Annotated in this window: 13 protein-coding genes, 1 tRNA gene and 1 pseudogene; 3 read left to right on the top strand and 12 right to left on the bottom strand. The window is 59.3% G+C overall.

What is annotated here, in order from left to right; genetic code table 11:
- Positions 1-14: 14 nt before the first annotated feature.
- Positions 15-283: pseudogene (locus tag MKK04_RS03730) on the bottom strand (AraC family transcriptional regulator); the annotation flags it as partial.
- Between the two features lie 75 nt (positions 284-358).
- Here MKK04_RS03730 and MKK04_RS03735 point away from each other — a divergent pair.
- The 3 genes from MKK04_RS03735 (at position 359) to MKK04_RS03745 (ending at position 2,996) form a co-directional block, all read left to right on the top strand.
- On the top strand, positions 359-718 hold the full coding sequence (locus MKK04_RS03735) for a response regulator transcription factor (RefSeq protein ID WP_233688385.1): 360 nt from the start codon (positions 359-361) through the stop codon (positions 716-718).
- Positions 719-819: 101 nt separating this feature from the next.
- Positions 820-1,800 carry an MBL fold metallo-hydrolase gene (locus MKK04_RS03740; protein ID WP_207832412.1) on the top strand — a complete coding sequence of 327 codons (981 nt, stop codon included), beginning with the start codon at positions 820-822 and terminating at the stop codon, positions 1,798-1,800.
- A 290-nt stretch (positions 1,801-2,090) separates the two neighbouring features.
- Positions 2,091-2,996 (top strand): LysR family transcriptional regulator, encoded by a 906-nt coding sequence (locus MKK04_RS03745; protein ID WP_233688384.1) that lies wholly within the window; start codon positions 2,091-2,093, stop codon positions 2,994-2,996.
- 39 nt (positions 2,997-3,035) lie between these two features.
- Here MKK04_RS03745 and MKK04_RS03750 read toward each other — a convergent pair whose 3' ends face one another.
- From MKK04_RS03750 to MKK04_RS03800, 11 genes are all read right to left on the bottom strand, one after another.
- Positions 3,036-3,476, bottom strand: coding sequence for a DoxX family protein (locus MKK04_RS03750; RefSeq protein ID WP_241106261.1), 441 nt, complete (start codon positions 3,474-3,476; stop codon positions 3,036-3,038).
- 69 nt (positions 3,477-3,545) lie between these two features.
- Positions 3,546-4,169, bottom strand: coding sequence for a DedA family protein (locus MKK04_RS03755; RefSeq protein WP_207832418.1), 624 nt, complete (start codon positions 4,167-4,169; stop codon positions 3,546-3,548).
- A gap of 117 nt (positions 4,170-4,286) precedes the next feature.
- The gene (locus MKK04_RS03760; RefSeq protein ID WP_241106262.1) at positions 4,287-4,931 is read right to left on the bottom strand and encodes a hydrolase; all 645 of its coding nucleotides are present in this window, start codon (positions 4,929-4,931) and stop codon (positions 4,287-4,289) included.
- 886 nt (positions 4,932-5,817) lie between these two features.
- Positions 5,818-6,918, bottom strand: a complete 1,101-nt coding sequence (gene ychF / locus MKK04_RS03765) for a redox-regulated ATPase YchF (protein WP_063911218.1) — start codon at positions 6,916-6,918, stop codon at positions 5,818-5,820.
- Positions 6,919-6,941: 23 nt separating this feature from the next.
- Positions 6,942-7,526 (bottom strand): aminoacyl-tRNA hydrolase, encoded by a 585-nt coding sequence (gene pth / locus MKK04_RS03770; RefSeq protein ID WP_008099045.1) that lies wholly within the window; start codon positions 7,524-7,526, stop codon positions 6,942-6,944.
- Between the two features lie 79 nt (positions 7,527-7,605).
- Entirely contained in the window at positions 7,606-8,199 is a 594-nt protein-coding gene (locus MKK04_RS03775; protein WP_087502895.1) for a 50S ribosomal protein L25/general stress protein Ctc, read from the bottom strand.
- 121 nt (positions 8,200-8,320) lie between these two features.
- Complete coding sequence (locus tag MKK04_RS03780) at positions 8,321-9,262, bottom strand: ribose-phosphate pyrophosphokinase (protein WP_016391678.1); 942 nt, start codon at positions 9,260-9,262, stop codon at positions 8,321-8,323.
- A 47-nt stretch (positions 9,263-9,309) separates the two neighbouring features.
- Positions 9,310-9,384 (bottom strand) — tRNA-Gln (locus MKK04_RS03785).
- Between the two features lie 20 nt (positions 9,385-9,404).
- Positions 9,405-10,265, bottom strand: coding sequence for a 4-(cytidine 5'-diphospho)-2-C-methyl-D-erythritol kinase (gene ispE, locus MKK04_RS03790; protein ID WP_241106263.1), 861 nt, complete (start codon positions 10,263-10,265; stop codon positions 9,405-9,407).
- Positions 10,266-10,268: 3 nt separating this feature from the next.
- The gene (gene lolB / locus MKK04_RS03795) at positions 10,269-10,886 is read right to left on the bottom strand and encodes a lipoprotein insertase outer membrane protein LolB (RefSeq protein WP_207832423.1); all 618 of its coding nucleotides are present in this window, start codon (positions 10,884-10,886) and stop codon (positions 10,269-10,271) included.
- Positions 10,887-10,890: 4 nt separating this feature from the next.
- On the bottom strand, positions 10,891-12,612 hold the full coding sequence (locus MKK04_RS03800) for a tetratricopeptide repeat protein (RefSeq protein ID WP_207832425.1): 1,722 nt from the start codon (positions 12,610-12,612) through the stop codon (positions 10,891-10,893).
- Positions 12,613-12,622 lie beyond the last annotated feature (10 nt).

Consider the following 12,622-nt stretch of genomic DNA (forward strand, 5'->3'; position numbering starts at 1 on the left):
ACTGCGGGTTCTTTTCATTGTGATCCAAACTGCAGTCGATACTGGCTTGGGGTCACTCCGATACGCTCGCAGAACACCTTGTGCATGTAGCGAGCACTGCAAAAACCGCATCGCGAGGCGATGGTTTTGAGTGGCCAACGACCAGCAGCACCTTCGCCACTTCCAGGGCTAATTCTTTGCCGTGATCCTCTGCAACGATCGCTAGCGCCATGTCGATTTCAGCGGTGATACCGCTGCTGGTCACAAGATTGCGATCCATCACAAAGATCTGCTCTGCTTCGACCTTAGGATCAGGAACTGCATGAATAGATATCCTGAGTGCAAAGCACTCAGTCCTGATCCGTCGGATGCAATCGTCATATGCATTGTCGATGACGATTCATCTGTGCGAAAGAGCCTCTCGAACCTATTGCGCTCAGCAGGATTTGATACCCTGGCATTCGCGTCAGGGGAGGACTTCCTTGCCTCGCCACCTGCTTTGAAGGCCGGTTGTGCCTTGCTCGACCTCAAAATGAAAGGCCTGTCGGGTGCGGATGTGCAGAAAGAGCTGTGCCGGCTGCAAAGCCGCTTGCCGGTTATCTGCATGTCAGCTCATTGGGACGATAGTGCTCTATCAGGGGCGATGTACCATGGTGCGATTGCATGCCTTTCAAAACCGTTCACGGAAGAAGCCTTGCTCGAAGCGGTCGACGAGGCGACTCAAGGTTCTGATCAGTGAGTACCAAACTCCTTTGAGCGCGGCTTCGGAGCACAGTTTTTCAAGAGTTCTGGCAGCTGGCTAAATACTCTCTAGGCTCACCCTTTCTCTGAGAGCCTGAAATGTCTAGCCTCCGAATCCTTCTCGTTTCTGCTGCGCTATTGAGCGCGAATGTCTCGTGGGCACAGCCGCCTGCGCCCATTCATACCCAAGTGCCAGGTTACTTCCGCCTAGCAGTGGGTGATTACGAGGTCACCGCACTCTTCGACGGATACAACGATCTGGGGCCGAGCCTGTTGGAAGGACTTGCCCCTGAAAAAATCCGTCAGCAACTGGTAGAGAATGCCGTTGACCCCGAGCGTATGCAGACCTCGTTCAACGCCTTTGTCGTGAATACCGGTAAGCACCTTGTGCTGGTAGATAGCGGTGCTGGGCATTGCCTACCTCAGACGGCCGGATCGCTGGAGTCGAACCTTCGCACCTCTGGTTACAAGCCAGAGCAAATCGATACCGTCCTCCTCACCCACATGCATTTGGATCACGTCTGCGGTTTGGTGACCGAATCGGGTAAAGCCCTGTTCCCGAATGCCCAGGTCTACGCCACCAAAGCTGAGGCGGATTATTGGTTGAGCCCGCAAGAGAAAGCCAAAGCGCCGGCAGGTGGCAAAGAGTACTTTGACATCGCAGTCAATTCGCTCAAGCCATACCGTGACGCTGGCCGCTTCAAGACATTCACCCCGCCTCAGCCGCCTATTCGTGAGGTGGAAGTCATAGCCAGAGCTGGCCATACACCCGGCAGCGTGACTTACCGGTTCGAATCGGGTGGCAAAGCCATCGTTTTCATTGGTGACCTGATCCACAGTGCTGCGGTGCAGTTCGATCATCCCGAAGTTTCTATTCACTTCGACACAAAACCTGAACAAGCGATTGCTTCCCGCAAAGAGGAATTCAACGATCTGGCCAAGCGGGGCGAATGGCTTGCAGCAGCGCATCTGCCGTTTCCAGGCATCGGCCATTTGACTATGAATGGCCAAGCATATCGTTGGGTACCTGCTTTGTTTGGACCTTATCAACGTGCCGCTGAAGTCCCGCTGCTCAAGTAGTCCAGATCGGCTGATGCCTGTCGGCCAGGGCACATCTCGCAAGTGAGTCGGGCAGTTTTGTGTCGCCGCATGTCTCCACGCGCGAAAAGCCCGTGCATCACTGCACGGGCTCGGATGGGGATATTGTCGGATGAATCAGGACAGGATGGTTGAAAGCTATGGGTTTTAAACGGATCACCGTGCTGTGCCGGTGGCGTTGTCTGCGGTATGGATGCCATTCTGAAGTGCATATCGGATAGGGGCAATCAGGCAAAAGCAAGAACTTTTGGTTTAAAAAAAGGGACAATCAAGTGGACCGATTTGAATGCATGCGGACCTTCATAGCCACCGTTGACGCCAGCGGATTCACGGCGGCGGCGAGGATTCTGCATGTACCGCGCTCTAAGGTGAGTAAACAAATCCAGGCGCTGGAAGAAGCGCTTGGAGTACAGCTGCTGCATCGCACGACCCGCAGCCTGCACCTGACAGAAGCAGGCTGCGAATACTACGAAGCGTGTCGAGAAGTGGTGGCTTCGTTGGATGAGGCGGAGCAACGAGCACGGAGTGGATTGGCGCAAGTCCAAGGCGTATTACGAGTAAACGCTCCGATGTCCTTCGGTCTATGCCGTCTGGGTCCGCTGCTCCCTCAATTTCATGCGCTGTATCCGAAAGTAGAACTGCAGCTTGTTCTGAGTGATCAGCAGGTCGATCCTATCAAGGGCGGCTTCGACGTCACGATCCGCATCGCGAGTCTTGCTGACTCCTCGCTAGTAGCCAAGCATCTCTCTCCCGCACCGAGGGTCCTGGTTGCTTCTCCAGGTTATTTGGCTCAGCACGGCTTTCCTGAAACGCCTAAGGACCTGGCCTGTCACAAATGCCTCAATTATGGGTATCTGCAGAGCGGCGCTAGCTTGCAACTGAGCAACGGAAAAGAAATCCAGCGTGTTCACGTGACCGGACCGCTGCACGCCAACAATGGCGATTTGCTTGCGCAGGGTGCAGAGGCGGACATGGGTATTGCCTTGTTGCCATTGTTTATCGTGGACAAGGCGTTGGCCGAGGGGAGGTTGGTTCAGGTGCTGAAAGATTGGGAGGCCCCGCCCATTTCAATTCATGCGGTTTATCCCACAGCTCGAAGGGTCCCGCTCAAGACACGGGCCTTCCTGGACTTTCTCGCCGCTGAGCTCCGGATTCCGGAGACTGCAGCGGTATCTTAGGTATGATTCTTGTGACGCAAAGAGGGTTGCACCTGAGGGTCACACAACCTTGGCTTTCTGAGTAAAGGCCGGTGCCTTGAAAACCCAGGCACCTGGCCCGGTGATAGCCAAACCGGCAAACAATACAGCGAACAACCAGGCGAATTGTGCTTCCTCCAACGTCCATTCCGGATGCACTACTAATAGGGCAACACCGAGGACGGCCAAGACCGGGAGGCAAGCAAGGCGTGCAAATATGCCGAGTATGAGCAAGATGGGGCAGAGAACTTCAGCGAAGACTGCCATGGCCAACGTCAACGTCGGACCTAGGCCAAACGGATCCTCGATACGCTGTAGCTCTGTGCTCCAGTTCAGCAGCTTGGGCAACCCGTGGATCTGCAGAAGCAAAAGCGCGGCAGAGACGCGAAAAAAAAGTAGTCCCAGTGGCACCGAGATACCTGCGAGGGGGCTCTCTTTCTGCGGGAATTCAGACTTAGACATTGAGAATAAACCTCCTATCGTGACGATGACGCCTTGGATCACCGTTAAAAATTGTGCGATTGCCGCGAGCTATTTCGTAACCGGGCTTCGCATCGCATGTTTCAAAGCAGAAAGTGCTGCTCTGAAGACCATGAGGGTGAGCCCACCAATTCCCACTGCGGCCAGACCCAACAGCAGGTAGTCTTTTAAGCTGTCAAAGGCATACAAGATTGGCCGACCAAAGCCTGCGCCGAGGGCCAGAGCGCTACAGCACCAAAGGAGCGAGCCGAGAATGCTGTAGGCGACGAAGTGCGATTTGGGCATAGCCATTTGGCCGGCCAACAACGTTGAGACGGCGCCTGCGCCAGGTACGAATTTGGCGAAGACTAAGACTACCGGTCCATACCTCAGGTAAGCCTTCCTGCCTTGAGCGAAGGCCGCCCCCATCTTGGGAGAACCCCGACAGATTCGTCTGGTGAGGACTTCGCCGAAACGGCTGCCCATCCAGTACCAGATACTGTCCGCCACCAAGCACACAACCACAGCCATGGCGATGACCAAGGCAGGATCGGGCGCGCCGTGCTCGCTAGCGAAGGCGCCTGCAAGCACGAGTGAAGGGTAGGACGGGATTGGTAATCCAATCTGGTCGCCAAACACATTCAATGCGAGCAGCGACAATGGGTGATTGACTGCGAAGCTCTCAATTGGACTCATGGCGGCACCTCTTCTGGGCTCGACTACCGTCGGATCGCTGAACGCAGGGTGCGACGAGTCAGCGCGAAACCAGCCGCTTGAGATATAGCCTCAAGCGGCTGGTTTCACGGCTAACGGTCAGGACACCTTACGTTGGGGGGCTTTGTGCACCATGGTGTAGGCGTAATCAACGCCCATGCCGTAGGCACCGCTGTGTTCCACGACCAGGTCCATGACCGCCTGGTAGGTGTCCTCGTGTGCCCAGTCACGCTGGTATTCCAGCAGAACCTGCTGCCAGGTCACCGGAATCGCACCGGCCTGAATCATGCGCTGCACCGACATGTCGTGTGCTTCCTGAGTGGTGCCACCCGAGGCGTCGGTGACGATGTACACCTCGTAGCCGGCTTCCATGGCTTCCAGAGCCGGGAAGGTCAGGCAGACCTCGGTCCACAGCGCGGCCATGACCAGCTTCTTGCGGCCGGTGGCCTTCACGGCTTCAACCAGCTTGGCGTCTTCCCAGCTGTTCATCGAGGTGCGCTCGATCGGCTTGGCGCCCGGGTTCACTGCCAGCAGTTCGGGCCAGATATAACCGCTGAAGCTTTCGGTTTCGACCGAGGTGTAGATGGTCGGCACGTTGAAGATCCTGGCGGCCTTGGCCAGGCCAACGGTGTTGTTCTTCAGGGTCTGACGGTCGATCGACTGGACACCGAAAGCCATCTGCGGCTGGTGGTCGATCAGGATCAGAGTGGAGTTGGTTGGGTTCAGCAGTTCGCGTTTGGACATGGTCGTGATCTCTTCAGAATGGTTGAAAGCCATGGGTTTTAAATGGGTCACCGCGCTGTGCCGGTGGCGTTGTCTGCGGTATGGATGCCATTCTGACGAAGGGTCTATTTCAAGACAATTAGGCTTAAACGGGAATGATTGTTCCTTTTTTGGGGACAATTAAGCTGCTCGCTTACGCAGACACTATCCATCCGGATAGTGCCTTTTAATGCTTCTAATGAACGGACGGGTGAATCTGGCACGCTGACTCAGCCCACCTCCACCCGTGGTCCCGACTCGATGCAAACATCCGAAATTCATTACATCCGCACTCTGTCAGGGTTGGTCCTGAGCGAGGCGGAGTGTTCGAGTTTCCGATTTGCCAGGCATTACCACTTGGATCACCACATTGGGCTGGTTACCGACGGCATTTTCCGCCAATGTCTGCAAGGCCTTTCATGCACGCAACAAGCTCGCCTCGATACTTATAGACCGATCTGTTTGAGATTCGAACTGGAAAATGGCGCCAGTCTAAGCCTGAACTTTCCAGGTGAGAGGCATAGGCGTGAAGGTGTTTAAGGAGAGCGTTTACCGTTTCAACATCTCGATGCTGAGTCTGGATTTTGTCTAACGCCCACAGATTCACCTCTGACCAGCTCGCACCCGTATCCCAGAAAATTTGCGGAAGGTGTTTGATGTCAGGTAGGCGTAGATGGGGGGGTAAAGGTGGAGGGACCACAGGAGGTGGTGGAGGAGACAGGAGAAAGGTGAACGTATTCCAGACAAGCCATATGAGCCTCCTCTAAAGAGCTGCCCGAGATGAGCTCGAGCTAGCACTTTACAGATTGACAGCCAACCATCGTGTCCATAGGTTGGCACATGATGGTTGGCTGCCAATGAGCACTCACTATACGTTGAAGCGGAAGTGCATCACATCGCCGTCTTTGACGATGTAATCCTTTCCTTCCAAGCGCCATTTACCGGCTTCCTTGGCACCGCTCTCACCCTTGAACTGGATGAAGTCGTCATAGGCCACCACTTCAGCGCGGATGAAGCCTTTTTCGAAGTCGGTGTGGATCACGCCAGCGGCTTGTGGTGCGGTGGCACCGACGCGTACGGTCCAGGCACGTACTTCCTGCACGCCGGCAGTGAAGTAGGTTTGCAGGTTCAGCAGTTCGTAACCGGCGCGGATCACGCGGTTCAGGCCAGGCTCTTCCAGGCCCAGGGCCTCGAGGAACATGTCCTTCTCTTCACCGTCTTCCAGCTCGGCGATTTCCGCTTCGATCTTGTTGCACACCGGCACCACCACCGCGCCTTCTTCCTCGGCAATGGCCTTGACCACGTCCAGGTGCGGGTTGTTGTCGAAGCCGTCTTCGGCCACGTTGGCGATATACATCACCGGCTTGCTGGTCAGCAGGTGGAAGCCGCGGATGACCGCCTTGTCTTCGGCGCTCATGTTCTTCATCAGGCTGCGTGCAGGCTTGCCTTCGGTGAAGTGCGGGATCAGCTGCTCGAGGATGGCCTTCTGCGCCAGGGCGTCCTTGTCGCCGCCCTTGGCGTTGCGGGCAACCTTCTGCAACTGCTTCTCGCAGCTGTCGAGGTCGGCGAAGATCAGTTCGAGGTCGATGATCTCGATGTCACGCTTGGGGTCGACGCTGTTGGAAACGTGGATCACGTTCTCGTCTTCGAAGCAGCGCACCACGTGGGCAATGGCGTCGGTCTCGCGGATGTTGGCGAGGAACTTGTTGCCCAGGCCTTCGCCTTTCGAAGCACCAGCCACCAGGCCGGCGATGTCGACGAATTCCATGGTGGTCGGCAGGATGCGGTTTGGCTTGACGATTTCAGCCAGCGCATTCAGGCGCGCATCGGGCATTGGCACGATGCCGCTGTTTGGCTCGATGGTGCAGAAAGGGAAGTTCTCCGCCGCGATGCCAGACTTGGTCAGGGCGTTGAACAGGGTGGACTTGCCGACGTTGGGCAGGCCGACGATGCCGCAATTGAAACCCATGGGTATTCCCCTCTCTAAGGAAATCAGGCCTTCTGGCTGTGCAGCTCGCGCATCGCTTTGGCGAAGTCGCCGGCAAGCACGTCCGGCAGCACGCCGAGGGCAAAATCGATGCTGGCGTCGAGCTTCTCCTGCTCGGCGCGCGGCGCGCGGCCCAGGACGAAGTTGGAGACCAGTTTGGCGTCGCCCGGGTGGCCGATGCCAAGCCGCAGGCGGTGGAAGTCGTTCTGGTTGCCGAGCTGCGCGATGATGTCGCGCAGGCCGTTGTGCCCACCATGGCCACCGCCGCGCTTGAGCTTGGCGACGCCCGGGGGCAGGTCGAGTTCGTCATGCGCCACCAGGATCGCTTCCGGCTTGATGCGGAAGAAATTGGCCAAGGCCGCCACGGACTGGCCGCTACGGTTCATGTAGGTGGTGGGGATGAGCAGACGAACGTCGTTGCCCTGATGGCTGAATTTAGCCGTCAGGCCGAAATATTTGCGGTCAGCGGTCAACGAGACGCGCTGGGCGCTGGCAATGCGTTCAACGAAAAGAGCCCCTGCGTTATGCCGGGTCTGTTCGTATTCGGGGCCGGGGTTACCCAGGCCGACGATCAACTGGATGGCGGTCACGTCAGGGGCTCTTCCTTGGAGTTGGTGGGTTACAGGGCGCGCGGCACTGTAACCCGATCAACGCCGGCGCGCGAGTGGATTACTCGGCAGCGCCTTCTGCTTCTGGAGCAACGCGTGGAGCGTGAACGTTGGCAACAGCTTTGTCATCACCGTGGGCCAGAGCTACGAACTCTACGCCTTTCGGAGCTTTCAGGTCCGACAGGTGGATGATGGTGCCGATTTCAGCGTTGGCCAGGTCAACTTCGATGAACTCAGGCAGGTCTTTGGCTTCGCAGGAAACTTCGATCTCGGCTTCTACGTGGGAGATCTCGCCGCCTTTCTTGACCGGGGCTTCTTCGTTGACGAAGTGAACCGGTACCTTGGCGGTCAGTTTCTGGCCAGCAACGACGCGAACGAAGTCGGCGTGCATGATGAAGCCTTTGGCCGGGTGACGCTGCAGGGCCTTGACCACGACGTTTTGCTTGGCGCCGTCGACGTTCAGTTCCAGAACGTGGCTGAAGGCAGCCTCGTTTTCGAACAGCTTGGTGATTTCCTTGGCCAGGATGGTCAGGGACTGGGCGTCCTGGTTACCACCGTAGACAACGGCTGGGATGTTGGCGGAGTGACGCAGGCGGCGGCTCGCACCTTTCCCCAGGTCAGTACGCGCTTGGGCGTTCAGAGTGAATTCGGTCATTTTGTTTCTCCAAAATAGCCCCCCGAGGGCGTTTGCGACCAGCGCCAACGGGGATGGCAAAAAAGCCCCGCCCCAACAACCAGTGTTGGGGCGGGGCGCTTTTCGTCAGCGTGTGTTCCGCTTAGCGGAACATCGCGCTGATCGATTCTTCGTTGCTGATGCGGCGGACCGCTTCAGCGACAACCGGTGCGATATCCAGCTGACGGATACGGTCACAGGCTTGAGCAGCGGCGGACAGCGGAACGGTGTTGGTCACCACCAGCTCGTCCAGTACCGACTTCTCGATGTTCTCGATCGCGCGGCCCGACAGGACAGGGTGCGTGCAGTAGGCGTAAACCTTGGCAGCGCCGTGTTCTTTCAGGGCTTTGGCCGCGTGGCACAGGGTGCCGGCGGTGTCGACCATGTCGTCTACCAGGATGCAGGTGCGCCCTTCGACGTCGCCGATGATGTGCATGACCTCGGAGTGGTTAGCCTTCTCGCGGCGCTTGTCGATGATACCCAGGTCGACGCCCAGGGACTTGGCGACGGCACGTGCGCGCACGACACCACCGATGTCCGGGGAGACGATCATCAGGTTCTCGAAACGCTGGTCTTCGATATCGTCGACCAGTACGGGCGAGCCGTAGATGTTGTCGACCGGGATATCGAAGAAACCCTGGATCTGGTCAGCGTGCAGGTCGACGGTGAGTACACGGTCGATACCGACGACAGTGAGCATGTCAGCGACGACTTTGGCGCTGATGGCTACACGTGCCGAACGCGGACGGCGGTCCTGGCGGGCGTATCCGAAGTAAGGAATCACGGCGGTGATTCGGGATGCTGAGGAGCGGCGGAAGGCGTCGGCCATCACTACCAGTTCCATCAGGTTATCGTTGGTCGGGGCACAGGTCGGCTGAATAATGAAGACGTCTTTACCACGAACGTTTTCATTGATCTCGGCACTGATCTCGCCGTCGGAGAACTTACCGACAGAGACATCACCGAGAGGGATATGCAGCTGACGTACTACACGCCGAGCCAGATCGGGGTTGGCATTCCCCGTAAAGACCATCATCTTGGACACGCGCAGTACCTGAAGGCTGAGGGTAACCTGGATGAGTATAAGGAAAATGGCAGGGGCGGCTGGATTCGAACCAACGCATGGCAGGATCAAAACCTGCTGCCTTACCGCTTGGCGACGCCCCTGTATCTGTTGCTGCGAACGCTTATGCGCTCGACTTCTTGACCAGACTTTGCAGCTTGCGATGCAACATCGAAACGTTGCTTCCTTTCGCCACAAACCCTGTTTGGGTCGCTGAAAGAAGGGCCAGAACTTTATCAGCTTCGGCTTTGCTTGGGAAGGCCCCAAACACACAACTTCCAGTACCGGTTAATCGAGCCTCAGTGAATTTGCCCAGTGAATTCAACGCATTGCGAACTTCCGGGTAACTCTGCTCTACCACCGGTTGGCAGTCATTTCGACTGTTTCCCTCGGGAACGGGGCGCATCTTAAGGGGGAGTGAATCACGTGTCAACTGTGGATGTGAAAAAATTTCTACTGTGCTGACAGACACTTGCGGCACCAGCACGACATACCACGGCTCCTCCGGGTCGACCGGGGTCAGTTGTTCACCCACGCCCTGGGCGAATGCCGCGTGGCCGCGCACGAATACCGGTACGTCGGCGCCCAGGCTCAGGCCCAGTGCGGCCAGGCGGTCTTCGTTCCAGTCCAGTTGCCACAGGTGGGTGAGGGCCAACAGGGTAGTGGCGGCATCCGAGCTGCCGCCGCCGATGCCACCGCCCATGGGCAGCACCTTGCTCAACCAGATGTCGGCGCCCAACGTCGTGCCGGATTGCTCCTGCAGCTTGCGCGCGGCACGCACGATCAGGTTGCTGTCGTGCGGTACCGCCTCGATCTCGGTATGCAGGCGGATCACGCCGTCGTCACGCAAGGCAAAGTGCAGTTCGTCGCCGTGATCGAGAAACTGGAACACGGTTTCCAGCTCGTGATAGCCGTCGGCGCGGCGGCCGATGATGTGCAGCCACAGGTTGAGCTTGGCCGGGGCGGGCAGGGTAAGGGTTTGCATGTATCAGTGTCCCAGCTGGCGCGGCTGCCAGTCCTTGACCACCAGGGTCACGTCGATGTCCTTGCCGTGCAGCTTGAGGCGCTCGGGCAGCCAGTAGCCGTTCTGTTCGGTGTAGCTCAGGTACTGCACCTGCCAGCCATCCTGGTCGAGGCTGGCCAGGCGGCTGTCGCTGTCCAGGGTCAGCTTGCTCTTGCTGTCGGGGGCGGGCAGGCCGCGTACCCACCAGACCAGGTGCGAGACCGGCAGCTGCCAGCCCAGCTGTTCTTCCAGCAAGGCTTCGGGGCTGGGGGCCTCGTAGCGGCCCTGGTTGGCCACTTCCAGCACCACGCCGCCGGGGCGCCCGGTCAGACGTGCGGCGCCACGGCCCAGCGGGCCGGCCAGGCGAATGTCGTAGTAGTCCTGGCGTTGCAGCCAGAACAGCGTGCCGCTGCCGGAGTCGCGTGGGGCACGGATGCCGACCTTGCCGTTGATCTGCCAGCCATCGAGGCTGCTCAGCTGCTCTTTATGGGCGCGCCACTGCTGCGGGTTGCCGTGGCCCTGCAGGGCCTCGCGGCTACCGAAGCCGGCACAGCCTGCCAGCAGGGCGATCAGGGTGAAGGTAATGCAATGGCGCAGGAACATGGCGTTAGAGAGTCTCGGATCCGGTCAGGCGCAGGAGGGTCTTGCGCAGGATGGGGCTGTCGGCCTGGGCTTCGAAGCCCTTGGCCCAGACCTGGCGGGCTTCGCGGCGCTTGCCGTTGGCCCATAGCACTTCGCCCAGGTGGGCGGCCACTTCGTGGTCGGGGAAGCTGGCAAAGGCCTTGCGCAAGTAGGTTTCAGCCTCGTCGAGGTTGCCCAGGCGGTAGTTGACCCAGCCCAGGCTGTCGAGCACCGCCGGGTCGTCCGGGGTCAGCTGATGGGCCTTGTCGATCAGCGCCTTGGCTTCGCTGTAGCGGGTGGTGCGGTCGGCCAGGGTGTAGCCGAGGGCGTTCAGGGCCATGGCATTTTCCGGCTCGCGGGCGATGATGGCGCGCAGGTCTTTTTCCATCTGCGGCAGGTCGTCACGCTTTTCGGCCAGCATGGCGCGGGTGTACAGCAGGTTGAGGTCGTCCGGGTAGCGCTGGATGGCTTGCTGCAGCACCTGGCTGGCCTGGGCGTCCTTGTTGTTGTTGCTGTAGCTTTCCGATTCGATCAGGAACAGCTGGATGGCGTAATCCGGCTGGGCTTCGCGGGCGTCGGCGAGCAGGCGGGAGGCCTCGGTACCACGGCCGTTGGCGATCAGGATGTCGGCCTGGCGCAATTGCGCCGGCAGGTAGTCGGGGCCCGGACCGACCAGGGCGTATTCACGCAGGGCGCCAGCGGGGTCGTGGCGCTCCTCGCGGATGCGGCCCAGGTTCAGGTGCGCGGCGTCGACGTTGCTGTCGCGCTCGATCAGCTCCTGCAGGTAGCCCTCGGCTTCATCCCAGTCCTTGTTTTCCAGGCACACCAGGGCCAGCGAATAGCGCAGTTCGTCGTCGTCGGGGTATTGCTGGACCAGGCTGAGGAACTCGCCCTTGGCATCGGCGATGCGGTCCTGTTCGACCAGGGTGCGTGCATAGGTCAGGCGCAGGCGCTTGTCGTCCGGGTTGTCGCGAATCGCGCCGCGCAGCAGTGGCAGGGCCTCCGGGCCGCGGTTCAGGGCTTGCAGCAGGCGCGCGCGCAGCAGGATCGGGGCGACTTCGTCGTTTTGCGGCGGGTGCGACTCGAGCAGCTCCAGAGCTTCTTCGGCCTTGCCGTCCTGGTTCAGCAGCAGGGCCTTGCCGAACACCAGCTGGCTGTTGTCCGGGTACTTCACCAGCAGGCGCTCGAAGCTTTGCAGCAGGCCGTCGCGGGTGCCCTGGTCGGTTTCGGCGGCGGACAGGGCGAGGAAGTCGAAATGGGTGTCGCCTTGGCCCTGCAGCACCTTTTCCATGTACGCCATGGAGTCGTCATAGCGGCCGGCGCGGGCCAGCTGGATGGCGGCGGCGCGCTGGGCGTCGAGGTTCTGCGGGTCGTTGCGGGCCCAGACCAGGGCGTTGTCCAGCGCCGGTTCGTCGGCGCCGAGGTATTCGGCAATGCGGTAGGCGCGCTCGGAAACCCCCGGGTCCTGGGTTTTCGCGGCCTGGTCGGTGTAGTTGGCCAGGGCGATGTCGAAGCGGTTGCGTTGGCCGGCCAGCTCCGCCACCAGCAGGCTATAGAGCGTGTCCTGCTTGAACGAGCCATACACCACGGGCTTTTCCGCCTCGGGTTTGCCGGCCTCGGCGACGGGAGGCTCGGCCTTTTGCGGGGCCAGGCTCTGGCAGCCCTGGAGCAGGGCGAAGGCAAGCAGCAATGCGTATGGTTTGTTCATAGAAGGCTTA

It is taken from the genome of Pseudomonas sp. LS.1a, assembly GCF_022533585.1.
Classification (GTDB): domain Bacteria; phylum Pseudomonadota; class Gammaproteobacteria; order Pseudomonadales; family Pseudomonadaceae; genus Aquipseudomonas.